Source organism: Paenibacillus sp. FSL W7-1287, assembly GCF_038004245.1.
GTDB classification, from domain to species: domain Bacteria; phylum Bacillota; class Bacilli; order Paenibacillales; family Paenibacillaceae; genus Pristimantibacillus; species Pristimantibacillus camelliae.
In genome coordinates this window covers 2,828,800-2,853,587 of record NZ_JBBORD010000001.1, presented here as the reverse complement: position 1 = coordinate 2,853,587, position 24,788 = coordinate 2,828,800, and the positions used below count along the sequence as shown (strand labels likewise).

The 24,788-nt window shown below is 43.8% G+C and carries 21 protein-coding genes; 17 read left to right on the top strand and 4 right to left on the bottom strand.

Translation table 11 applies throughout. From position 1 onward, the window contains the following. Positions 1 to 105 precede the first annotated feature (105 nt). Both NSQ99_RS13035 and NSQ99_RS13030 read right to left on the bottom strand, forming a co-directional pair. The gene (locus NSQ99_RS13035; protein ID WP_340837073.1) at positions 106 to 1,128 is read right to left on the bottom strand and encodes a serine hydrolase domain-containing protein; all 1,023 of its coding nucleotides are present in this window, start codon (positions 1,126 to 1,128) and stop codon (positions 106 to 108) included. A gap of 135 nt (positions 1,129 to 1,263) precedes the next feature. Beyond that, a complete protein-coding gene (locus NSQ99_RS13030) occupies positions 1,264 to 1,530 on the bottom strand; it encodes a CD3324 family protein (RefSeq protein WP_340837071.1) in 267 nt (88 codons plus the stop codon). A 626-nt stretch (positions 1,531 to 2,156) separates the two neighbouring features. Between NSQ99_RS13030 and NSQ99_RS13025 the strand changes: the two genes are divergently transcribed. Then, complete coding sequence (locus tag NSQ99_RS13025) at positions 2,157 to 3,482, top strand: hypothetical protein (RefSeq protein WP_340837069.1); 1,326 nt, start codon at positions 2,157 to 2,159, stop codon at positions 3,480 to 3,482. A gap of 88 nt (positions 3,483 to 3,570) precedes the next feature. On the opposite strand, the gene NSQ99_RS13020 is transcribed toward NSQ99_RS13025, so the two are convergent. Together NSQ99_RS13020 and NSQ99_RS13015 are read right to left on the bottom strand one after the other, a co-directional pair. Next, positions 3,571 to 4,677 (bottom strand): hypothetical protein, encoded by a 1,107-nt coding sequence (locus tag NSQ99_RS13020; RefSeq protein WP_340837067.1) that lies wholly within the window; start codon positions 4,675 to 4,677, stop codon positions 3,571 to 3,573. A 117-nt stretch (positions 4,678 to 4,794) separates the two neighbouring features. Further along, positions 4,795 to 5,031, bottom strand: coding sequence for a DUF2626 domain-containing protein (locus NSQ99_RS13015; protein ID WP_251665688.1), 237 nt, complete (start codon positions 5,029 to 5,031; stop codon positions 4,795 to 4,797). Between the two features lie 266 nt (positions 5,032 to 5,297). Between NSQ99_RS13015 and NSQ99_RS13010 the strand changes: the two genes are divergently transcribed. The 16 genes from NSQ99_RS13010 to murB all read left to right on the top strand — a co-directional run bounded on the left by NSQ99_RS13010 (position 5,298) and on the right by murB (position 24,788). After that, the gene (locus NSQ99_RS13010) at positions 5,298 to 5,945 is read left to right on the top strand and encodes an RsfA family transcriptional regulator (RefSeq protein ID WP_251665687.1); all 648 of its coding nucleotides are present in this window, start codon (positions 5,298 to 5,300) and stop codon (positions 5,943 to 5,945) included. 90 nt (positions 5,946 to 6,035) lie between these two features. Beyond that, complete coding sequence (locus NSQ99_RS13005) at positions 6,036 to 6,986, top strand: ketopantoate reductase family protein (RefSeq protein WP_340837065.1); 951 nt, start codon at positions 6,036 to 6,038, stop codon at positions 6,984 to 6,986. A gap of 20 nt (positions 6,987 to 7,006) precedes the next feature. Continuing rightward, the gene (locus tag NSQ99_RS13000) at positions 7,007 to 7,381 is read left to right on the top strand and encodes a DUF3397 domain-containing protein (RefSeq protein WP_251665685.1); all 375 of its coding nucleotides are present in this window, start codon (positions 7,007 to 7,009) and stop codon (positions 7,379 to 7,381) included. Between the two features lie 133 nt (positions 7,382 to 7,514). Beyond that, positions 7,515 to 9,158, top strand: coding sequence for a bacillithiol biosynthesis cysteine-adding enzyme BshC (gene bshC / locus NSQ99_RS12995; protein WP_251665684.1), 1,644 nt, complete (start codon positions 7,515 to 7,517; stop codon positions 9,156 to 9,158). Between the two features lie 34 nt (positions 9,159 to 9,192). After that, on the top strand, positions 9,193 to 10,449 hold the full coding sequence (locus NSQ99_RS12990) for an adenosylhomocysteinase (RefSeq protein ID WP_340837063.1): 1,257 nt from the start codon (positions 9,193 to 9,195) through the stop codon (positions 10,447 to 10,449). A 131-nt stretch (positions 10,450 to 10,580) separates the two neighbouring features. Next, on the top strand, positions 10,581 to 11,018 hold the full coding sequence (gene mraZ / locus NSQ99_RS12985) for a division/cell wall cluster transcriptional repressor MraZ (protein ID WP_251665682.1): 438 nt from the start codon (positions 10,581 to 10,583) through the stop codon (positions 11,016 to 11,018). Positions 11,019 to 11,045: 27 nt separating this feature from the next. Next, a complete protein-coding gene (gene rsmH, locus NSQ99_RS12980; protein ID WP_251666344.1) occupies positions 11,046 to 11,996 on the top strand; it encodes a 16S rRNA (cytosine(1402)-N(4))-methyltransferase RsmH in 951 nt (316 codons plus the stop codon). Between the two features lie 13 nt (positions 11,997 to 12,009). Then, entirely contained in the window at positions 12,010 to 12,408 is a 399-nt protein-coding gene (locus NSQ99_RS12975; protein ID WP_251665681.1) for a cell division initiation protein, read from the top strand. Between the two features lie 12 nt (positions 12,409 to 12,420). Continuing rightward, positions 12,421 to 14,769 carry a penicillin-binding protein gene (locus tag NSQ99_RS12970; RefSeq protein ID WP_251665680.1) on the top strand — a complete coding sequence of 783 codons (2,349 nt, stop codon included), beginning with the start codon at positions 12,421 to 12,423 and terminating at the stop codon, positions 14,767 to 14,769. Between the two features lie 152 nt (positions 14,770 to 14,921). Then, positions 14,922 to 16,877, top strand: a complete 1,956-nt coding sequence (locus tag NSQ99_RS12965) for a stage V sporulation protein D (protein ID WP_340837060.1) — start codon at positions 14,922 to 14,924, stop codon at positions 16,875 to 16,877. A gap of 239 nt (positions 16,878 to 17,116) precedes the next feature. After that, the gene (locus NSQ99_RS12960; RefSeq protein ID WP_445670551.1) at positions 17,117 to 18,526 is read left to right on the top strand and encodes a UDP-N-acetylmuramoyl-tripeptide--D-alanyl-D-alanine ligase; all 1,410 of its coding nucleotides are present in this window, start codon (positions 17,117 to 17,119) and stop codon (positions 18,524 to 18,526) included. Between the two features lie 4 nt (positions 18,527 to 18,530). Next, a complete protein-coding gene (gene mraY, locus NSQ99_RS12955) occupies positions 18,531 to 19,487 on the top strand; it encodes a phospho-N-acetylmuramoyl-pentapeptide-transferase (protein ID WP_340837056.1) in 957 nt (318 codons plus the stop codon). Positions 19,488 to 20,008: 521 nt separating this feature from the next. Then, positions 20,009 to 21,460 (top strand): UDP-N-acetylmuramoyl-L-alanine--D-glutamate ligase, encoded by a 1,452-nt coding sequence (murD, locus tag NSQ99_RS12950; RefSeq protein ID WP_340837055.1) that lies wholly within the window; start codon positions 20,009 to 20,011, stop codon positions 21,458 to 21,460. Between the two features lie 45 nt (positions 21,461 to 21,505). Then, entirely contained in the window at positions 21,506 to 22,603 is a 1,098-nt protein-coding gene (gene spoVE / locus NSQ99_RS12945) for a stage V sporulation protein E (RefSeq protein WP_251665675.1), read from the top strand. Positions 22,604 to 22,608: 5 nt separating this feature from the next. Continuing rightward, complete coding sequence (murG, locus tag NSQ99_RS12940) at positions 22,609 to 23,730, top strand: undecaprenyldiphospho-muramoylpentapeptide beta-N-acetylglucosaminyltransferase (protein WP_251665674.1); 1,122 nt, start codon at positions 22,609 to 22,611, stop codon at positions 23,728 to 23,730. A gap of 152 nt (positions 23,731 to 23,882) precedes the next feature. Beyond that, positions 23,883 to 24,788 (top strand): UDP-N-acetylmuramate dehydrogenase, encoded by a 906-nt coding sequence (gene murB / locus NSQ99_RS12935; RefSeq protein ID WP_340837053.1) that lies wholly within the window; start codon positions 23,883 to 23,885, stop codon positions 24,786 to 24,788.

Here is a 24,788-nt window from a genome sequence, read left to right as displayed (position 1 = left end):
CTAGAAAAGAAAGTTGTCTTTTCTCATAACAAAGCAATCAATAACAAGCGTTGAGGGTCAACTTAATCCTCAGCGCTTGTTTTCTTGTTACACTGTTTGTTATATTTACTTGCTGAAAAGCACTTCATCAATTTGGGAGGCAATTAAACCTGCTCCTCTTTCGACATTTGCTAAAATGTGTGCTTCCGCCTTCAACGCTGGGTAATACGAGGATTGCATGACAACGCCGGGATCTCCACCCATAACAAAATATTTGAATATTTTGTTGTTTATTATTGTAATCCATACTCCATATCCATAATGGATAAATTCACTTTCTTGAACGTGCGGAGATAATAAACGCTCAGTTAAACTTTTCGATAATAATTGGTTGCTCATTATAGCGTTCCAAAATTTGGATAAATCATATGCCGTAGTATACGCCCCACCATCAGGTCCTCCTACAATTGGAATTGAGTATATGTTGGTTTTCCAATGATCATCGTTACCCACATAGCCAATAGCGGTACGTTCAGGTAACTTATTCATCGAAAAGTATCCTGAATCATTCATTCCACAAGCTCGAAATATGTTTTCTTCGACATAATCGTTAAAATTTAATCCAGTTATTTTTTCAACAATTAATCCAAGTACAATGAATCCAGCATTGCTGTATGAAAACTGCGTTCCGGGTTCAAACTTCATTGGTCTTCCGTGGAACAATGGTAGGAAATTTTTTGGTGAAGTTATATTGTACATCGGCACTGTTTCCCAAATACTTTCATAATCAGTCATAGATTCTTCATCGTGGTAATCAGGAATACCAGATGTGTGAGTTAGTAGATGGTGCACTGTGATTCTTGGATCAAGTTGATTTAGATTAATATCTAAATCACTTATTAATGTGTCAAATTCTAATCGTCCGTTCTGAACAAGCTGACAAATAGAGATTGCAGTAAATATTTTGCAACCAGATGCTATCCCAAATCTTGTACTCATTGAATTCTTGATCTTGTCACTACGGTTGGCAAACCCATAACAACCTTCAAACTTTGTTCCATTTTCTGCTCCAAATAAAACTACACCTGAAAATTTAATTCGTTGATTCTCTTCTTGATTATGTGTATTAACTATTTCATTTATATCCATATTTCGCCCTCCACTCAATGCCTTCTGAATGGAGTATAGAAAAAATCTTGGCCTAAAGATATAACCAGAACAATTATATAAGTCCTATACATAAGAAGGCTCGACAGTGCTGAGGAGCTGCCGAGCCTTCTTAAATCAGTTATTTGAATAGACAATTTTCTTTATTGTATCATGGGATAAATGATAACTTTTCGAGAGTCGATCAATGGACTGGCCAATCTTGAACTTCTCGCGAATCTCTTTATTTCTGCGGGCCAGTTGTTCTCGTTGACCCGACTTTTCACCCCATAGTTTACGTGCTCCATCTTTTTGTGGAATATATACGAATTCACCTTGAATGTATTCTTGGATTTCCTTAAGCAAGTTTTCAGGGAAAATGACATTACCCCTAACATATTTCATCGCGGCACCGCTCCTTATATATAATATCTATAAGGCAAAACGGAACCCGCTATCTATTATTAACACAATATGAACAACATGATATCAACCTTCTTTCAGAAGTATAGATGGGTTTACGATAAAAGATTACCATACTCTACCAGTTCATTCAATAACCCGGAAGCGAAGCCCACGAAGGCTCAGCCAGTAGATGGAGGTGATCCCACAAAGCGATGCCCACAAAGACGCCGCAGCGGAGGCAGATGGAGAGGTTTTAACCACGTAGCACTACCCAAGAAGAGCTCCAGCGGAGTAAATAGTGAGAGCGTAGAAGCGGAAGCGGTTGCCTTTGTCCTCTGGTTTCTACAATGATCAGTATTCAAGAAACCAGAGGGCAACAGCAATCGAAGCCTCACTATTTACGGAGCGCTGAAATCAAAGGGCAACAGCAATTGTAACCTCACCATCTACGGAGCGCTGAAACCAGAGGGCAACAGCAATCGAAGCCTCACCATCTACGGAGCGCGATATTATACGATAAAATAGCTCTCATCTCAAGAGTCTTTGTTACTAAAGCAATGAAAGCGATATACATAGTGACGAGATCTTGCTATACTTAATGTATCGTTATGAAAAGGAGACGAGCTGTGTTTACTAGAAGAACAATTCCCTTTATAATTGGTTCTATTTTGCTAGTAGCTGTTGCTTTTCTATTTTTAACGCGTGCATTAGATTGGACCTATGTGTCTGAATTGTATAAAGATGAGCCAGCTGTTGTCGTTGTGCCCGATGCTGAGCCCGTACGAACAGTGGAGCTAGAGCTAGGAGTTATGCTGCCAGAAGAGCAGTATAACGAGCTTGTCCTCTTATCACAGCGCGTTAGCGAATTACATCCGCATATTCGTGTAAAGATCAAAAACTTTTTTGATGATCATTTAACCTTTGAAGAGTGGGAAAAGCTGGCACAGCTTGGCGGACTAGGTGACGTACAGCTTGTGAATAACGAGTGGGTTGTCCCACTTGCGATTCAAGGGCTATTTCAGCCTGTAGATCGCTTAATGAATAATGATGTGCTTAGTGATCAGTTTCCAAGTGTTGTTGATGCCTTGAGATGGAACGGATATATGTGGGCCATCCCCTACGAAACGAATCCCTATATTCTTTTCATGCATAAACAGGCATTTGACGAAGCTGAGAGCAATGACCTGACCCCAGAAATAACGATACCCTTTGTACTAGATGAAAGCTTGGCATTAAAAGGTGGAGTGATTCCAACCAACCCCAGTTCCGAGCAAGACGAGCAACAAGATCAATCGGAGATGATGAATTTAAGCTTTGAGTATTTGCTAGACCGTTATCAGCAGGCAAAGTCTTTTGAGGGGCCTCTTTTGTCGATAGATTCGGAACATATGAATGGCATCCTCGTATGGCTATCCATGTGGTATAAGGATCAGGACCAGCCTATGCAGCTAGGTATGCTCAATGAAACACAGTATGATGCATTGCATTTTTTACAACAAAATGTGGAACTAATGAAGCCCTCTATGGAGATAGATGAATCCTCGATTCCATTTTTATACCTGGTAACGCTTAAGCAATATTATGAGCAAAGAGAGTTAATCGATACAAACTACGTAACCAGCAAGCTGCAAATTCCACTTCCTTGGCTTAATGGGAAAAGCTTTATGATCAGTGCAGGCACGAAGGAGGCTGAAGCTGCTATGCTATGGCTCGAAACATTAAATCGTTATCAGCCAGAGGGAACAGTTGTCCATCGTAAAATTTACGCCTCCTATAGCAATGATTCAATGCAACTGCTCATAAAAGATATATTGCAGCAGAAGCTATTAGCTAGTCAGCATTTTGCTGTCGATTTACATTGGGTTAAACGATATGAACAGCTGGAGCAGCAATGGAGAGAGGGTGCTTCGTTGTCAGAAAAGCTTGAGGTGTTTATTAATGGGAGCCAATAGTAGCAAGCTCCTATCAAACAAAACGAATGGGTAGAGTTTTCAGAACGCCATCTGAATCCTCTATCCATTTTTTTATTACTTATTGCATCTATAGAGCTAGCTTCAATTCAATAATCAGCTGGTCGTCCTTTACCTCTACGTTTTTTGCGCGAAGCAGCTTGATGAGCATGTTCGGGTAGAAGTTTAGGTCAAATTGTTCGGCAAGCTCCTGCTTCGTTGAATCAGGCAAGGCAAAGCCGTTAAATTTTAGCTCATCCATTGAGAATTGAATATAGTTGGAGGGCTCGTCGACTACCGTATACTGTCCGGTAATTTCGATCTCGATTTCATCTCGTTTCCCGTACGCTGTAATGGACCCTTCATTAAAATCAAACTTAAAGTATTCAAACATAGGGTCATAATCCTGTAAATATTGGTTAAGGACGTCTTCTGGTAATGTAACCGTGTAATTGAAGCCTTTGTAGCTAAAATATTGACTGTTTTTTTGCAGCCAGCCAGGTAGCTCGTTCATCGCAGAGGCTAGTGCTTCAAAGTAAGCTCTTACCTGTACGATGCCTTGCTGCTCCCAAAACTGGATGAGCTGCTCAATGAGCAGCGTAACACGCTCTGCGTCTGTACGGCCGTTTAGCTGAGTATCGATTTGTTGCTCAAGCTCAACGATTCGCTGCCGTTGATTCTGTAGATCCTGCTCCATTGCAATTAGCTGCTCATTTTCCGCGGCGTATTGCTCATAAAGGCTGCTAAGCGCTTCGTAATCTTCAATATATGCATCCAATAAGCGGCGGTCTTGAGATAAAATATATTCAATCATCTCTAAAGAGTATAAAAATTGCTCAAGGCTTTTTGATTTAAGAATGCTTAAATAAATATCGATACGCTCACCCTTATAGTAAGCGGCAAGCACTTTGCCTGCTTGCTTTCTTTTATTCTCTATCGCATCTTCGCCTTCATATAGCTTAAGCTCCGTATCCAAAATCTGTTCTTGAAGAGTAAGCTGCCTTGCTTGAATACGTTCTATTTCTTTATCGATTTCTACAATAGATAGGCTTGATTGTAGTATATCATGCAATTCCTCATCTTCTGTTGCTAGAGGGGAGGTGGATGAAGCTGCTGGTTCAGCGATGACTAATGCTTCAGAACCTAGCAATAGCGACGAGATCAAGATAAGGCATAATAGTTGTCTCCATATATTCAAAACGACCGACCCTCCTTATCTTCCATTGTATGCAACAGGTTGGCCTAATATATCTTGATTGTGAATAGCAAAAGGTCGTACAAGTGGAACTTGTACGACCTTTTGAAGGCAATTGTTTTAGAACGGTATACTCATCTTGAATACAGACCAATACGTAAATCCAACGAATGAGATCACCATGTATCCCCAAAACATCGCTATGTAAGTTTTTTCTGAGAATTTCAAATAGCCAAGAAAAACGAATGCAGCTGCTTGTGCTAGAAATAGTAATGAAAATTCATACATATGACCAGCATATGCCATTAAACCAATCACAAGGCACCAGAAGCCAAGTACACGATACATACGTGCCATATCGCTACCCCCTTTCTTGTTGAACGACCCAAATTCCTAAATCCCATTATAGCGTTAGGTACTAAATGTGTAAACTATCCCCATGTCGAAAAAATGAATTTATTTCGTCTGAATTGTGAACGTGTTCATAGTATGGACAACATTATGAAGTTCTATGTATGAGATTTTTAGAAAATGGTAATACAAAATAGTAAACAATAGATTCTATGAACTCTACTAAGAACATAGAGATAAGTAAGCGCCTTTACGTTAGGAGGTTAAATTGCATGACAGCAATTAGACAGGACGCATGGACACCAGATGATGATCTCATGCTGGCAGAGGTAACTCTGCGTCATATTAGAGAGGGCAGTACTCAGCTTTCTGCATTCGAGGAAGTTGGAGAGCGCATTGGCCGCACATCTGCAGCCTGCGGCTTTCGTTGGAACAGCTTTGTAAGAAAACAGTATGAAGAAGCGATACAAATAGCAAAGCAGCAGCGTCACAAACGAAATTATATGAAAAAACAGGTTTCTTCCTTACCACAGGTTTCTTCGGTTTCCGTCTATGAAACAGAGGAGCGGACTTTAAAAACGGAGCAAACATCTTTTGAAGAAAGTCTATCGATCGATGCTGTTATTCGTTTTCTACGTGAATGGAAGATGACGTATCAAGATTTAACTCGACAGATTCGCAGCTATGAGAAAACATTGAGGGAAAGAGAAGATGAGCTTCATCAGCTTCGTATTGAAAATGAGAAGCTAACGAAGGAAGTAAATATGGTTCAAAACGATTATCATGCGGTGAATGATGATTACAAAACATTGATTCAAATTATGGACCGTGCACGCCGTCTTACTGTTCTTAATACGGAAGAGGAAAATAAACCGCGCTTTAAGATGGACGCGAACGGAAACTTAGAAAGAATTGAATAGGCATGACAAAAAAAGCGCTGCTCAGTAGCGCTTTTTTTGTTGTTCATGTATGCTTGTATAAAGGAAAAACCTTCTAGATAGGAGATTGTAATGAGATTCGAAGTCATTGGAACCGGTTCGATAGGGCTGCTGCTCGCTGCAAAACTATTACAGGCTCAATATTCAGTTCAGCTATGGTCACGCACTAATGAAACTGCAGCATTAATTAACGACCTAGGCATTGAGTTATACGAGCTTGGCAGTGAAGAGAAAATTAAACTGAATTGCTCATGTAACGCTATCGGACAGCTCGATCCTGAGCTTGAGAATGAATCTATAGATGAAACCTATGCGATCGTGGCTGTAAAGCAAACGCATATGGATGAAGCATTTCTACTACAGCTTAAGAAGCTCACTGAGCTAAAACGCTATCGATCGATTGTTGCAATTCAGAATGGAGTTGGACATATTGCTAGACTAGCTGAAACGGTGGCTTGTCCAATCATTACAGCGGTAACGAGCGAAGGGGCGAAACGGATCAATAGAAACCAGGTTGTTCATTCTGGAAGCGGGATAACTGTGGTTGGTGAAGAACTAGGTCGGGATACGGGACAAATTTACCAGAATATATTAGAGAATGCTATGCAAAAGGCAGGATTTACAGTATTTGTGTCGAAAAACATCAAGGAGCAGATTTATCGTAAATTAATGGTCAACTCGATTATTAATCCACTAACTGCATTGTTTAATGTAACAAACGGCGAGCTTCCACAATCAAAGCAACGCCTAAAGCTAATGAAAGAGCTGTTTTCTGAAACTAAAAGCATCCTACAAGCTGAAGAACATTCGCTTGTAGATTGTACATTTGACGAGGTGCTTAACGTTTGTCGCGCAACAGCAAGCAATACATCCTCGATGCGTGCAGATGTGTTAAATGGTCACATGACCGAGATCTCCTCCATTAATGGTGCTGTAGCTCGGATTGCGACACGCAGTAATAAACAAGCGCCTCTGAATGAAAGCATGGTACATATCATCGAAGCACTACATCCTGAACAATAAGGAGTGAGCATTCAGAGCTTATGTGGGATATCATTTCAGCAATTGCAACTATACCTATTCTTCCATTTATTATTGTCTTTATAGGCTATGAAATATTTATAAAAGATCGTAAGCGAGCAATTCGTATGGCGATGGACGTTTCTACAATATTTTTTATATTGAATGTCGGGGCGCTATTTAATCAATTGTTCCATATCGGATTTGGTATATATGGAATTCTACTCGTTATGATTATCGGTGCGGGCTTGCTGGGGAATATTCATTATCGTAAAAGCGGCAATATCCCGTGGAAGCGCATTGTTCGAGTCATATGGCGCGTTACATTTTTCATAATGGTACTCTTATATCTAATACTTAATATTTATGTGCTGCTTAAGCTTGCGTTTACGGTATAATACATATATTAAAGACGTCTCCGCTACGGTGGAGACGTTTTTTTACAACTAAAATAAAATATTGTACTTTAACAGTAAGATCATGTATCGTTAAATGAGTGAGCTTTTATAAAGATTAGGAGGTAGAGATAGCGTGACTGATCTACAAAAATATGAGCTGCCGATTGCTCAGCAATTAACAGCTGATTATATAGATGGTAAGGAAGAAGTTGTTCGCTCGTTGTATGGCTATTACAGTGGGAATGAGGAGGATTGGACGCTTCGCTCGAAACGGCTTGATGAGCATGCAGAAAAGCGTGCATCATCCGCTGAGCTTGCAGCTGTGCTGCGCTCCTACATGGGGAATGTGGAATGGACTGAGCAGCAGCAAAAAAACTTGCTACATATCGAACAGGGAGCACAAGTCGTAATCGGTGGTCAGCAGGCTGGCTTATGGAGCGGTCCACTGCTTGTTGTTCATAAAGCTGTATCGATCATATTAGCAGCTGAGTCAGCAAGCAAACAGCTGAAACGTCCTATAGTACCTGTATTCTGGATCGCTGGTGAAGATCACGACTGGGACGAGGTTAACCATACGTATATTGTTGGTGCCGATCAAAGCTTAAAGAAGCTGATCTTAGCTAAGTCGGATAATAGCCGTACGTCCGTTAGCCGTACCGAAGTAAGCAGTGAGCAGTGGAAGGAAGCCATTGCAGAGCTTAGTGAGCAGCTACCTGGCTCTGAATTTAAGGAAGGCTTAGTTGCGCAGCTAATGGAAATAGCAGAGAACAGCAAGACACTTTCGCAATTTTTTGCAGCTATTCTACAAAAACTGTTTGCATCGTATGGCCTGTTATATATTGATTCTGACTACGCCGAGCTGCGTGCACTGGAGAAGCCTATGTTCAGACAACTGCTGCAGCGTAATAATGAGCTCGAGTCCGCTTATATGGCTGCAGCTGAGCAAGTACGCCAATTGAGCTACACCCTTCAGGCAGATGTGAATGCAGGCAGTAGCAACCTGTTTCTGTTCGCTGAAGAGCTGGGCGGAGATCGTACACTGCTCTATAAGCAAGGGGATAAGTTCCAAGATCGTAAAGGTCAGGTTCAATGGAGCTATGAGCAGCTTCTTCAGCTGCTTGAAGAGCATCCAGCTAGCTTTAGCAACAATGTACTGACAAGACCGCTAATGCAGGATTATGTGTTCCCGGTGCTAGCGACTGTACTAGGTCCTGGAGAAATATCTTACTGGGCACTAACAGGACAAGCGTTCAAAACGTTAGATATGGAGATGCCGATTATCGTTCCTCGTATGTCGTACACATTAGTCGAAGGCATTATCGCGAAAAATATGGATAAATACGATCTAAGCTTCCGGGATGTTATGGAGCATTTCCAGGAGCGTAAAAAGGCTTGGCTGCAAGAGCAGGATGAGCTGCATATTAAGGATCGCTTCGAAGGTGTGAAGGAGCAGTTTGTAGAGCTGTACAAACCTCTGATCGAGCTGGCGGGTTCGATACAGGCTGGTCTGACGAAGCTTGGTGAGACGAATATGTCTAAGATCGTTGAACAGATATCATTTATGGAATCGAAAACAATCGATGCCCAAGAAAAGCAATTCGAGGCAGCCATTCGTCAGCTTGACCGTGTAGAGCTTGCTCTTAAGCCAGCCGGTAAGCCACAGGAGAGAGTGCTTTCAATGATTTCATATTGGAATCGATACGATGCTGTATGGCTGGAGGCTATTATGAATGCACCGTACTCAAGAACGGGTGGACATGAAATTGTAAAGCTGTAAAATTGTAAGGAAGACGTTAGGAGGAACAGATAAGATGAGTTCAGTTGAAAACAGTATCATTACCGATTTGTCTCTTGCACCAGAGGGGCATTTGAAAATTGATTGGGCAAGCGCGCATATGCCTGTGCTCAATCGTGTTCGTGAGCAATTCGAGAAAGAGCAGCCGTTTAAAGGGCTGAAGGTTTCGATTTCACTTCATCTGGAAGCAAAAACAGCTTATTTGGCAAAGGTTGTTCAAGCGGGTGGTGCAGAGGTGACGATTACAGGAAGTAATCCATTGTCTACGCAGGATGATATTTGTGCTGCGCTAGTTGAAGATGGAATTACCGTATTCGGTAAATACAATCCGTCACCCGAAGAGTTTAAGCAGCTTAACGTAAAGGCGCTGGAAAGCAAGCCTGATCTAATTATTGATGATGGCGGCGATCTAGTAACCTTGCTCCATACAGATTATGGGCAATATGGCGTTAATCTGCGTGGAGGAGCCGAGGAGACAACGACAGGAATCATCCGTTTAAAGGCGCTTGAGAAGGAAGGGGCACTTAGCTTTCCGATGGTTGCCGTAAATGATGCGTATTGCAAATACTTATTCGATAATCGCTATGGAACAGGTCAATCCGTGTTCGACGGTATTAACCGTACGACTAATCTTGTCGTAGCGGGCAAAACGGTTGTTGTAGCTGGCTATGGCTGGTGCGGTAAAGGTGTAGCAATGCGTGCCAAAGGACTTGGTGCTCAAGTTATCGTTACTGAGATTGACCCAATCAAGGCAGTAGAAGCGTATATGGATGGCTTCACGGTTATGCCAATGATTGAAGCGGCAAAGCATGGAGACTACTTCGTAACCGTAACGGGAAATCGTGATATTATCCGTAAGGAGCATTACGAGGTCATGAAGGATGGGGCTATTCTATCTAATGCAGGCCACTTTGATGTCGAGGTCAATAAAGTGGATCTCGAAGCGATGAGTGTTAGTAAGCGTGTTGTACGACGCAATATAGAAGAATATGTAATGGAAGATGGACGCAAGTTTTATTTGCTAGCTGAGGGTCGTTTGGTTAACTTGGCGGCAGGAGACGGGCATCCTGCAGAAATTATGGATATGACCTTTGCGTTGCAAGCGTTAAGCTTAAAGTACGTCAATGACCATTATGAGTCCATGGGTAAAGTGGTAGCAAATGTCCCTTATGATATTGATCAGCAAGTTGCCAGCTATAAGCTTGAAGCGCTTGGTATGGGGCTTGATACACTAACGAAGACACAGGCTGATTATTTAGACAGCTGGAAATAAATACAATTAAATATTTTATTAAAATCCTGCTTACAAAAGCAGGATTTTTGTTTTATGTGGCGAATTAGTTTGACTAGGTGGTGGAAAGTGGGGGAAAGTGGAGCATATAGGGGAAGGAGTGGAGCGAAATTATGTTTATGGGAGAATATCAGCATTCGATCGATGAAAAAGGTCGGCTTATTATCCCTGCCAAATTTCGTGATCAGCTCGGTTCCGGCTTTATTGCTACACGTGGACTCGACAACTGCTTATTCGTATACCCAGTCAGTGAGTGGGCGATATTGGAGCAGAAACTGAAAGCACTGCCACTTATGAAATCAGATGCACGTGCGTTTACACGCTTTTTCTTCTCGGGTGCTACTGAATGTGAGCTAGACAAGCAAGGTCGAGTGAATATTCCACCGCATTTACGCGAATATGCCAAGCTAGAGAAGGATTGCATGGTGCTTGGTGTATCCAACCGTGTTGAGGTATGGAGTAAATCAACTTGGGAAGGCTATTATCAACAATCTGAGGAAACGTTTAATGAAATAGCCGAAAAGCTTGTAGATTTTGATTTTAACTTTTAGTATGACAACGAGAATTGAGGGATGAAGGTGTTCGCACACACAACTGTATTATTGGAAGAAGCTGTTGAAGGCTTAAATATAAAACCGGATGGCATCTATGTGGACTGCACGCTTGGAGGAGCAGGACATAGCTTGCGCATTGCTGAGCAGCTAGGCGAATTTGGTCGTCTTATTGCTTTTGACCAGGATGATTGGGCGCATGAAAATGCTAAGCAGCGACTAGCTCCTTATATGGATAAGGTCACGCTTGTTCGCAGCAACTTTCGTCATCTGGAAGAAGAGCTGCTGAACTGCAATGTTCCAATAGTCGATGGTGTTCCACAGGTAGACGGAATATTATTTGACCTTGGTGTCTCGAGCCCACAGCTAGATGAGGCGGAACGAGGCTTTAGCTATAACCACGATGCGCCGCTTGATATGAGAATGGACCGCGAGCAGGAGCTAACTGCTCACCATATTGTTAATGAGTGGGACGAGCGTGATATTGCACGGATTCTAGATCGCTATGGCGAAGAAAAATTTGCTCGCAATATTGCCAGGTCTATCGGTAAGCTTCGTCAAGTAAAACCAATTGCGACGACGGCTGAGCTTGCAGAAATCGTTAAAAATGCAATTCCAGCTGCAACGAGACGTACGGGTGGACATCCTGCCAAGCGTTCGTTTCAAGCATTGCGTATTGCTGTCAACGATGAATTAGGTGCAGAGGAAACGGCACTTGAAGCATCGGTGCGCTGCGTTGCACCGCAGGGTAGAATATCTGTCATTACGTTTCATTCGTTGGAGGATCGTATTTGCAAGCAAATTTTTGCGAAGTACGTAGAGAAATGCACATGTCCACCTGACTTCCCAATGTGTGTCTGTGGAAATGATGGAATATTAAAGCTAGTTAATCGAAAGCCAATCGTACCGAGTAACGCAGAGTTGGACGCGAACCCTCGTGCAAGATCGGCTAAATTAAGAATAGCTGAAAAGCTGTAGGAGGGGATTATTCGTGGCCTATTATGGTAATCTAGCAGTTAAACCGAAGCGTAGAGAACAAGACCAATACGTCATACGCGAAACGAGAAAAAAAGTTGTAAGAAGAAAGTCGATACCAGTTGCGGAAAAAATGCTCTACTTAATGACGGTATTAGTAGCGGTTGTGATTGCTAGTTTCATTATTTTTAGATATGCAGACATATACGATATCAATTTAAATATAAAAAATGTGAATAATGAAATGCAAAGTATGGAGATTCAGATACAGCAGCTAGAGCGTCAGGTGCAAGCGTTAAGTAATCCAAGTCGCATCCGTCAGTTTGCTGAAGCGCAAGGGATGTCAAGCAGCTTAGAATCTGGAATAGTCGTTAAGAAGTCATCCGTCCTAGAAGGGACAGCAAAGCTAGAATAGGAAGTGATTACGATGATTAAGCGAATTAAATTACGCACATTAACGCTTGGAGGGCTTATCACCCTCCTTTTTCTGTTTCTCATGTTCCATATCTATAAAACTCAAATCGTAGAAGGAGCAATGTGGCGAGAGCTTGCCGAAAAGCGCTGGTCCACCTCCGAAACGTTTCAAGCGAAGCGAGGCACAATTACTGATCGAGATGGAAATGTGCTTGCGATGGATGCACTAGCTTACAATGTATCGATCAACCCGCAGCTTATACATAATCTCGGAATTGCTGAGCAGATCAAGGAAGGCTTAGCCTCCATCCTAGAAGTCGATCGTAAATATATTGAAGACCACCTCAATGCTACACGTAAAGATGGTACATATTATGCGAATCGTGAGCTGCGCCAGGGAGGCTGGAATATTGAGAAAGAAGTAGCAGACCTGCTTGTTGCCTTTAGTGATGAGCTGAAGGAAGAGCTTCGTAAAAAGAAGCTTGGCACGGATACGGGCATTTACTTAGCAGAAACATACGAACGCTTCTATCCACATGAAAAGTTCGCTTCACAGGTGATTGGCTATATAAGCTTAGATGGAGAGAATAAAATAGGCCTTGAGTCGACCTACAACGATATCCTCGAAGGGCAAGACGGTCATATCTCCTATCAGAAGGACGGCCAACGTGTTCAAATTATGGGTAGTGATGTGGACTACGTTCCAGCAAAGGACGGTCAGAAGATTCAGCTGACGCTTGATCGTGACATCCAAAACTATGCAGAGGAAGCACTTCGTGACGTAGTAGAGAAATATTCGCCGAAAAGCGCAACGGCAATTGTAGCTAATCCGAATACAATGGAAATATTAGCTATGGCGAATATGCCAGAATTCGATCCGAATGAGTATTGGGATACGGATTATTCTGCGATGTACAATCACGCTGTAGGTTCGCTTTATGAGCCGGGCTCTACATTTAAGATCGCAACGCTTGCTGCTGCGATTGATCAAGGCGTGTTTGACCCAGATGAGTATTTTCAGTCTGGTAGCATTAAGATTGCTAATGACCCTACCCCAATTAGGGACCACAATCGTTTAGGTTGGGGACAAATCACCTTCCTAGAAGGCTTAAAATACTCGAGTAACGTTGCATTTGTAAAGCTAGGCTACGAGCGGCTAGGTGAGCAAAAATTCAGAGAGTACTTAACGAATTTTGGCTTTGGTCAAAAAACGGGAATCGAAGTGCCTAATGAAGCAACAGGAACGATACGCTTCCAATATCCGCGTGACGTTGCTGCTGCTACATTTGGGCAAGGGGTTGTCCTGGTAACGCCAATTCAACAGATTGCCGCAGTAGCAGCAGTTGCTAACGGCGGAAAGCTTATGAAGCCTTATATTGTGAAGAGCATCACCGATCCCGCAACGAAAACGACGACGGTGGTCGAGCCAACTGTCGTGAGAAGAGTGATTTCAGAGGAGAGCTCTAGGCTTGCCAATGAGTATTTGGAGCAGGTTGTTGCCGATCGGGAAAGAGGTACAGGTCGTAATGCGTATATTGAAGGCTACCGTGTCGCAGGTAAAACGGGTACAGCACAAAAGGTAGTAAACAATGAGTACTCGACCGATAAATACGTTATTTCCTTTATTGGTTATGCGCCTGTTGAGGATCCGCAATTAATTGTATTTGTCATCATTGATGAGCCTAACGATAAGAACGCTGGTGGTGGTTCCGTTGCAGCACCGGTGTTTCGAGAAATATTGTTAAAAAGCTTACGTAAGCTGGAAATTCCACCGAGCTATGACGTCACCCCAGATCCTTCGGCTAATGGTGATGGTGAAAATGTGGTGGCGTTGATTAAAGCGCCAGATGTGACAGGGTTGAAGGGTGTTCTAGCGAAGGAGAAGCTAAAGGCTGCTGGCCTAAAGCATGAATTTATTGGGGATGGGGCTATTGTTGAACAGCAAATTCCTGCAGCAGGCTCGCTTGTCCATCCGACGCAATTGATCTATCTTGTAACCGAGCAAAAGGAAAACCTGGTTATACCTGATCTGATTGGTGCATCGTTGCGTGATGCAGTGGAGATCACTGCACTGCTCGGTGTTAAGCTGAAGATTGAGGGCAGCGGCTACGTTTATGATCAGCAGCTTGTCGAGGATAAAGGCTCTCGGACGGTTACGATCAAGCTGGAGCCACTCGCATCTTCTGAATTCGTGCAGCCGACTGAGGAAAGCACTGAAGAGCAATCTGACATTGAGTCTAGTGGCGAGGAAGCAGAGTCAGAGGCGCTCGATACTGATGCTGAAGCGGATAACGAGCAAGAGCAAGAGAAAGAAGGATTAGACGAGGCTACAGCCGAAGCGTCGACGACGGAAACCGGCTAGTAAGGAACAGTGTAATGAAGGAGAAGGCGAAAGAAGTCTTCTCCTTCATTTTATTTGGCAGCGTGAGTGTTCTATCTTGTCCTACAGTTGAATACGCATGAAAAGAGAGTTGTTAAAATCATCATGCAGATTCAGGCGATAGGGGGATAGAGATGAAGGTATCAAATGTAACGGTAAGAAGAAGGTTGTTTATTATATTGATGATTGCCATCGTCGCGTTCATCGGACTTATTGTGCGACTAAGCTATGTCCAGCTTATTAAAGGAGCTGAGCTGTCAGAGAAGGCAGAGGATTCATGGCGGCGTGATATTCCATATGTCGCTAAGCGAGGTGAGATATGGGATCGCAACGGTGTCCGGTTGGCATATAGTATAAGTACTCCTACGATTTGGGCAGTACCAGTACAAGTCAAGGATAAGGAAGGTACGGCCAAAGCTCTTGCTCCACTGCTTGGAATGGAAGAAGAGGACGTCCTCGAGAAGATATCGAAAAGAGAAATGAATGTAAAACTCGGTCCTGGTGGCCGGAAGATGTCGCCCGAACGAGCAGCCGAGATTCGAGCACTGAATCTACCTGGTATCGTCGTAGCAGAGGACAACAAACGCTATTATCCGTATGAGCGGTTGGCTGCACATTTGCTAGGCTTTACAGGGATCGACAATGATGGCTTAACGGGCCTTGAGTTAACGCATAATGACAAGCTGAAAGGTGTAGGAGGCATGGTGAGCTTCTTATCCGATGCAGCAGGTCGGCAGATGCCTAATTCCTCCGATACATACGTTGCGCCTCAAGAGGGCTTAACGCTTCAATTAACGATTGATCAGCAGATTCAGACGGTAATGGAGCGGGAGCTGGATCAAGCGATGACGGGACTCAATGCTGATGCGGTAATAGCGATAGCTATGAATCCGAATAGCGGCGAAATACTTGGAATGGCAAGTCGTCCAACCTATAGCCCAAGCGATTATCAAGAGGTGGATCCGATCGTGTACAACCGCAACCTTCCGATCTGGATGACCTACGAGCCTGGTTCAACCTTTAAAATTATTACACTCGCAGCTGCACTTGAAGAAAATAAAGTTAATCTCAAAAACGAGAAGTTCTATGATGGTGGTGCAGTGGAAATAGGCGGGGCAAGGCTTCGTTGCTGGAAAAAAGGTGGACATGGTAGTCAAACCTTTTTGCAGGTTGTTGAAAACTCCTGTAACCCTGGCTTCGTAGAGCTAGGTAATCGTCTAGGCAAGGATAAGCTATTTGAATATATACGTAACTTTGGCTTTGGCTCTAAAACAGGCATAGACATTGGCGGTGAGGAAAACGGCATACTATTCAAGCTAAGTCAGGTCGGTCCAGTGGAGCTCGCTACCACCGCATTCGGACAAGGGGTTTCTGTTACACCAATCCAGCAAATTACTGCCGTATCAGCAGCGATTAATGGAGGCACATTGTATAAGCCGTATGTCGCTAAGGCGTGGATTAATCGAGAGAGCGGTGAAGTAGTCCAGGAGATCGAGCCTACAGCTGTTAGAGAGGTTATCTCAGAAGCTACGTCGAAGCAGGTGAGAGAGGCGTTAGAGAGCGTTGTCGCGCTAGGCACCGGTAGAAATGCCTTCATTGATGGCTATCGTGTTGGAGGGAAGACAGGTACAGCGCAAAAGGTTGTAAACGGTCGCTATTCTACATCGGAGCATATCGTTTCCTTCATCGGCTTTGCGCCTGCAGACGATCCTCAGATTGTCGTCTATGTTGCGGTAGACAATCCAGAGGGGATACAATTTGGTGGTGTGGTGGCAGCCCCGATTGTTCGCAATATTATGGAGGATGCGTTACAAATTTTAGAGGTACCAAAGCGTGAAACACAAATTGATCGCTTATACCGCTACGGTGAAACGCCAGTTGTTAATGTTCCAAATCTAGTAGGCAAGACGATAACCGAAATTTATGAAGATTTGAATATGAATTTTAACCTAACGAGCTCAGGCACGGGCAATACGGTCATTAAACAAGCTCCTGCTGCAGGGGAGAGGGTGGAGCGCGGCTCTACGATTCGAATATACCTTGGAGATGAATCGGATTTACCGGAAGGAGCGCTTCATTCTCACAACTAATGACCTATTGTTTTTAGGCAGTTGGAAGCATAAGCGAGAGAATAGCTTAGAAGTTTTCATTTGATTCTCTCGCTTGTCGTTTTCACATGCTATAATAAAAAAGCATGTTTCAGCGTTATTGAACATAATTGTTAAAAAAAGCTATTGAATTGGCAAGCTAATGCGAGGTAGTATATTGTTCGGGCTATATGTGGAAGGAAATCATTAGTCTTTGCATGCAGATCATGATGAAGGAGTTAATGACATTGATAAGAAGAACCATTGCGCAGCTCACAGACATGAGTGGTGCAATATATAAAGGAGAGCTGAAGGAGCTCATCGTAGAGGGAATTAAAAGAGATTCAAGATCGACAGAGGGTGAGCTGTTCATTCCACTAACAGGCGATCGCTTTGACGGACATCAGTTTATACACCAAGCGATCGAGAATGGAGCAAAGGCTGCTCTGTGGAAAAAAGGAGTTCCTGTTCCAGACGATCTTGAGCAATTCCCATTACTATTCGTTCGTGACCCACTTGCTGCGATGCAAAAGCTAGCGATGAGCTATCGTGGCGAGCTGTTTACTCGTGTTGTGGCAATTACAGGCAGTAACGGGAAGACGACTACGAAGGATATGACAGCAGCGCTGCTTAGTACGACCTATAACGTAAGAAAAACAGAAGGTAATTTGAATAATCATATAGGATTGCCACATACAATTCTTGCTTTAGATGAGGATACGGATGTTGCTGTCGTTGAGCTTGGTATGAGTGGTTTTGGCGAAATTGAGCTGCTATCAAAAATCGCACAGCCTGATGTGGCTATTATAACGAACATCGGGGATGCGCATATGCAACAGCTTGGCAGCAGAAGAGGCATCGCCCAAGCGAAGCTTGAAATTATTCACGGCTTGGGAGAGGAAGGAATATTCATATACAATGGTGATGAACCGCTGCTAGAGGAAGAAATGGCGAAGCTGTTCATGCCAAGCACAATTGAGAAGAAAACGTTTGGACTTGGCGAAGCCAATGAGTGGTCGGCTGATCATATTGTACTTGATCCTGTGAAGAGCACGTTCGAGGTGCAATATATGGGCAAGTCCTGCAGTGTTGGACAGCAACAAATCATGATACCAGGCCGTCATAATGTTAGTAACGCCCTTGCCGCTATTGCGGTTGCTCGGTTGTTTGGTGTTCCTGCGGAACAAATTAGCGAAGGCTTTCAATCGATGCAGCTTACAGGCATGCGAATTGCACCGTCAACAGCGTTCAACGGAGCTACACTGCTCAATGACGCCTATAATGCCAATCCGACAGCGACTAGAGCGGCGATCGAGCTAGTAGGCAGTCTAACTGGCTTTAGGAAGAAGTGGCTAGTGCTTGCAGATATGCTCGAGCTCGGTCCAGATGAAGAGAAGCTTCATCGTGAGATGGGAGAATATGCGGATGACTCCAAGGTTGATGCTGTCATCGCTTGTGGCGAGTTAGGTAAGTACATTGTAGAGGGTGCTCGCGCTCATTTTAACGAGGAAGAGCAGCTTCAGCATTTTAATACAAAGGAAGAGCTAATTGCTTGGCTTCTGCCCCGTGTAAAGCCTGAGGACCTTGTGCTGGTCAAGGGTTCTAGAGGTATGAAGATGGAGCAGGTTGTCGAAGCTTTGGAAAAGGGGTGAGTGTATGGACATGATGGTCATTTTATTATCATTAGGAGTTTCCTTCATACTAGCAGTCTTATTCGGACCACTGTTCATACCGTTATTAAGACGATTAAAATTCGGACAGCAAATTCGTACGGACGGTCCACAAAGCCATTTGAAAAAAAGCGGAACACCTACAATGGGTGGCATCATCATTATGCTTGCGCTGCTTATTACATTTATTAAGTTCGCAGAGATTAGTAGTGAGTTTTGGGTGTTGCTTACCGCATCGCTTGGCTTTGGTATCGTCGGATTTTTAGATGATTATATTAAAATTGTATTTAAGCGTTCATTAGGTTTAACAGCTAGACAAAAGCTAGTCGGTCAGCTTATATTCTCTGTCATCGTCTGCTGGCAGTTATATAATATGGGCCACAGCACGGAGCTGCTTATACCTGGAACTACTGCTGGCATAGATCTTGGTTGGTTCTATTATCCATTCGTCGTTATTATTATGTTCGCGGCAAGTAATTCAGTGAACTTTACGGATGGTGTTGACGGACTGCTCGCTGGTACAAGCGCCATTGCGTTTGGTGCTTTCACTATTATCGCGCTGAAGGTTGTGGAATATGATGCAGCTATCTTTTCAGCTTCGATGGTTGGAGCGGTGCTTGGCTTCCTCGTTTACAATGCGCATCCTGCGAAGGTGTTCATGGGGGATATGGGCTCGCTAGGTATTGGCGGTGGTATTGCTGCAGTAGCGATCCTGACAAAAACGGAGCTTCTGCTTATTCTTATTGGCGGTGTATTCGTACTAGAAATGCTTTCTGTTATTATTCAGGTTACTTCCTTTAAGCTACGTAAAAAACGTGTATTCAAGATGAGTCCCATTCATCACCACTTTGAACTTTCAGGCTGGTCAGAATGGAAGGTCGTAACGGTGTTTTGGTCGGTGGGATTATTGCTAGCAATTATAGGATTGATGTTCATTTTATAGAGGAAGTCAAAAAGTCCGGCTTTGATCACGAAGCTGGACTGAATGTTTATTCGACTACGAATATTGAATTCAGCCGAGTCTTCCAGTGCTCACGTACCAACTACGTACGCTGCGCTCCTCAGACTCTAGCTTCATCCAATCTTCTTGGTGCTGAAAGCCGAACTTTTTGAACCTTATTTGAAGGGAAGTCAAAAAGTCCGGCTTTGATCACGAAGCTGGACTGAATGTTTATTCGACTACGAATATTGAATTCAGCCGAGTCTTCCAGTGCTCACGTACCAATAAACGTACGCTGCGCTCCTCAGACTCTAGCTTCATCCAATTACAGCGTTTTTGAAAAAAACGCACATCGGAAGCAGATGCCTTGGTGCTGAAAGCCGAGCTTTTTGATCCTTATTTGTAGGAAACTCAAAAAGTTCGGCTTTGATCACGAAGCAGTAATGAAAGAATTTTCGACATCTATATTGGATTATTTTCAATTAACACATCAAATGTACATATTGTCAAAGTGAGGTCTTAATATGAACCATCCGTCACAGTATATAAATAAAAAAATAGTAGTACTAGGCTTAGCTAGAAGTGGCGTTAGTGTAGCCAAGCTGTTTCATCAGCTTGGAGCAATTGTCACGGTTAATGATCGGAAAACACGTGAGCAGTCTCCTGAGGCTGCAGAGCTTGAAGCATTAGGAATAGAAGTGATATGTGGATATCATCCTGACGATTTGGTTCAGGCAGATACTGCATTACTAGTAAAAAATCCAGGAATTCCATATTCAGCGCCGCCTATAGTACGTGCGCAGCAATTAAATGTAGAAATCATTACAGAAGTAGAAGTAGCATATTGGGTTAGTCAAGCACCGATTATCGGTATTACGGGCTCGAATGGGAAGACGACAACGACGACGCTTATTGGCAAGCTGCTAGAAGCAGCCCGCTTGCAGCCTGTCGTTGGCGGAAATATCGGTTTGCCATTGTGTGAAATTGCAAGAGAAGTAACGAAGGATCAATGGATTGTAGCCGAGCTTAGCAGCTTTCAGCTGAAAGGAACAGCTAAGTTCGCACCTAAAATCGCTCTTATTCTAAATATTGCGGAGACACATCTCGATTATCATGGAGATTTGCAGGATTATATCCGTTCGAAAGCGAAAATATTAGACAATCAGAATAAAGATGATGTTGCTATTCTGAATTGGGATGATCCCGTTACGCGAGAAATGATTACTCATTGCCGAGGCATTAGCTTTCCGTTCTCGATCTATGAGACGCTTGAGCAGGGGGTATATGTCGACCCGCCATATGAACCAATTCAGGCAGGGGAGCCATTGCCTGACGCAGCCGAGGAAGCGGCAGCGCGTCACATTATGTATCGCATGTCGTCAGACGTTGAACCTAAGTCACTTATGCCATTGCACATGCTGGGCATACCAGGGCGTCATAATGCGGCAAATGCGCTTGCGGCAATTGCTGCATGTCTTATGGCAGGAGCTGCCCCAGAAGCGCTTGTAAAGCCGCTTGAGCACTTTAGAGGTGTAGAGCATCGGTTGGAATTTGTGAGCGAAGCTAATGGCATCACATTTTATAATGATTCGAAGGCGACAAATGCAACGGCGACAATTATGTCGATCCGTTCCTTATCAGCGCCTATTGTTCTTATTGCAGGCGGATTAGATCGAGGCTCAGATTATGCTGAGCTGGAGCCTATCTTCCGTGATCGTGTAAAGGGACTAGTTGCTTTAGGCGAAACTAGAAGCAAGCTAGAAGCGGTTGCTAGTCAGGCAGGTTTAGAAGAGGTGAGACTCGTCGAACCTAAAGCTAGTGCCGAGGAAACGCTTGACGAGGCGGTGAAGCTGGCAGCACAACTAGCGGTCGAGGGAGACATTGTGCTGCTGTCACCTGCGTGTGCGAGCTGGGATATGTTTTCATCTTATGAGCAAAGAGGAAGCATGTTTAAGAAATCGGTGCATACCTTGTAAGTAGGGGGCTAGTCCCTACTTCGTATATGTAGAGGTGTGTAAGATATGGTTAAGGCTCGCTCTGCCCCAGACATTTGGCTTTTAATATCCATTCTGCTAATTTTGGGAATTGGACTAATGATGGTGTATAGCGCCAGTGCAGTAAAAGGTTTTCATGAATTCGGTGATCCATTTTACTTTTTAAAGCGCCAAGCCATATTTGCTGGCTTAGGGCTTGTATCGATGCTGTTCTTATCACGTGTAAACTATACATTATGGAAGAAATTAGCACCAATTTTGCTGCTTGTTTGCTTTGGCTTACTCCTGCTCGTATTGATCCCGGGTATCGGTGTCGTACGTGGTGGAGCACGCAGCTGGCTGGGCATAGGCTCCTTCGGCATACAGCCTTCGGAATTTATGAAGCTAGCAATGGTTATTTTTCTAGCAAAATGGTTATCGATTGAGCAGCAGAAGATTACGCAATTTACGAAGGGCTTAATGCCTCCATTAGCTCTCGTGTTTGTAGCTTTTGGCTTAATTATGCTTCAGCCTGACCTTGGTACAGGTGCAGTCATGGTCGGTGCATCGATTATTCTGATCTTTACCGCAGGTGCAAGGCTCATTCACCTAGGTGGACTTGCAATGATTGGGGTTGTCGGCTTTGTTGGGCTAATTATTGCTGCTCCATATCGTCTGAAACGTATCACCTCCTTTTTAGATCCTTGGGCAGATCCACTTGGTGGAGGCTATCAGATTATTCAATCATTATTTGCTATAGGACCTGGAGGCTTAGTAGGATTAGGGCTTGGAGCAAGCCGGCAGAAATTCAGTTATTTGCCCGAGCCACAAACCGATTTTATTTTTTCCATATTAGCGGAGGAGCTCGGCTTCATCGGTGGAGCGACGCTTATCCTATTGTTTTTAATCGTCGTTTGGCGAGGTGTCCGAACAGCGATTTCAGCGCCAGATACGTTTGGCAGCTTGCTGGCCATCGGCATAACGAGCATCATTGGAGTACAAGTGCTTATTAATATAGGCGTAGTTATTGGTATGATGCCAGTAACCGGTATAACCTTACCGCTAGTGAGCTACGGAGGTTCATCGTTAACGCTATTACTAACGGCATTTGGCATCCTGCTCAATATTTCTCGATATTCGAGGTGACTGACATGAAAATATTGTTAACAGGTGGAGGTACTGGTGGCCACATTTATCCTGCTTTGGCAATTGGGCAATACTTGAAGCAGCAGGACCCAGCAACTGAGCTGTTGTATATAGGAACAGACAAAGGAATGGAAAGTAAAATTGTTCCACGAACAGGCATTCCTTTTGAAAGTATAGAAATTACGGGTTTTAAGCGGAAACTGTCCTACGATAATGTACGGACAGTTATCCGTTTTTTACGGGGAGTATCGCGTTCTAAGCAGCTAATTAAACAGTTTAAGCCAGATGTCGTTGTAGGCACTGGTGGTTATGTGTGTGGGCCAGTCGTATATGCGGCTGCCCGCTTAGGTGTGCCCACCTTTATTCATGAGCAAAATGCAATACCTGGTCTTACGAATAAATTTCTTACCCGCTATGTTTCCCACGTTGGAGTCAGCTTTGAGGATTCCTTAGCTGCCTTCGCTAAGGCTAAGCAGGTAAGCTTTACAGGAAACCCTTGTGCCTCTCAAGTGCTGGAGGCCTATCCAGGTCGTGGCAGAGCATCACTAGAACTTGAGCCTAACCAACGCTATGCACTCATCGTTGGTGGAAGCCGTGGGGCAAAAGCACTTAACGAAGCTGTGATCGCTTTTGCTGAGGAAGAGGAGCTGTTGCAGAAGCTCGACTCATTCGTCATTGTTTTCGCTACAGGTGAAACGTACTATGAGAACACCTTGGAGAAATTAAGAGGAACGGCTGCGTTTGAACGCGGCAGCATTAAGCTCATGCCCTATATCAATAATATGGCTGAGGTGCTGACGGACGCTTCCATCGTCGTGAGCCGATCTGGAGCCTCATCGTTGGCGGAAATTACCGCGCTTGGTAAGCCATCCATCTTAATTCCGTCACCGAATGTTACGAACAATCATCAGGAGGCTAATGCAAGAAGCTTAGAATCTGTAGGTGCAGCGGAGATCATACTTGAGCGTGAGCTAAGTGGCAAAGCGTTGCTGGAGCGTATGGCTGCCTTGCTGCTTGATGAACATAGACTTTCTAAAATGTCACAGGCCTCTTTATTTTTAGCGGTGCCGGATTCTTCGAATCGTATCGCACTTGCATTAAATAGAATTAGAAAAAACAAACGATAAGATTGATTTAGGCGATTGTCACATAAATGAGTGGTAAGGCATAAGATACCGTATAATTCGTGATCAGAGCTATGCGGTGCCTGTGTTTCCACTCGTCGGACTGTGATTGCTTGAGAATGATGTGCAGCGATTCTCAAAAGGAGGAGAACATAATGAATCTATTTATAGAGGAGCTTGAAGAGCATCAAATCGGGGAATATCTCTTCAATGAGCCGCTATCGAAGCATACAACTTGGAAGATTGGCGGTAACGCTGATCTGATGGTCCTTCCTCAAGGCAAGGAACAGCTCATCAAATTAATCCAATTGCTGAATAAGTATAACCTGCCGTGGACGACGATCGGACGCGGCTCCAATATGCTTGTTAGTGATAAAGGATTGCGCGGCGTAGTGATAAAGCCTGGTAAAGGCCTGGATTATGCTCATTTTGAAGGCAATACAGTTACTGCTGGTGCAGCGTATTCCTTCATTAAGCTAGCCGTTACTGCTGGCAGACAGGGTTTAACTGGTCTGGAGTTTGCCGGAGGCATTCCAGGCACGGTTGGCGGCGCTGTCTATATGAACGCTGGCGCGCATGGATCTGATGTATCACGTATTTTTAAGTCAGCTGAAATTGTACTGTCAAACGGAGAATTGGTTACCTATTACAGCGAAGATATGAATTTCTCTTATCGCCACTCCATTATGCAGGAAATATCGGGATTCGTCATAGAGGCTACCTTCGAGCTTGCGAAGGGCGATCGCCAACATATTACTGCAGAAATGGCAAGGCATAAGGAACGCAGATTGCAAACACAGCCCCTACAAATGGCTTGTGCGGGGAGTGTGTTTCGCAATCCGCCGGGAGATTACTCGGCACGGTTAATTGAGGAGGCTGGCCTCAAAGGGTTCCAATGTGGAGGAGCACAAGTATCCGAGCTTCATGCCAATTTTATCGTCAACACAGGACAGGCGACAGCTAATGACGTTCTCGCTCTTATTACACATATTCAAGGCGTTATAAAGGAGCGTAATGGTATCCTCTTAATACCTGAAGTATTGGTGGTGGGCGAGCGGTAA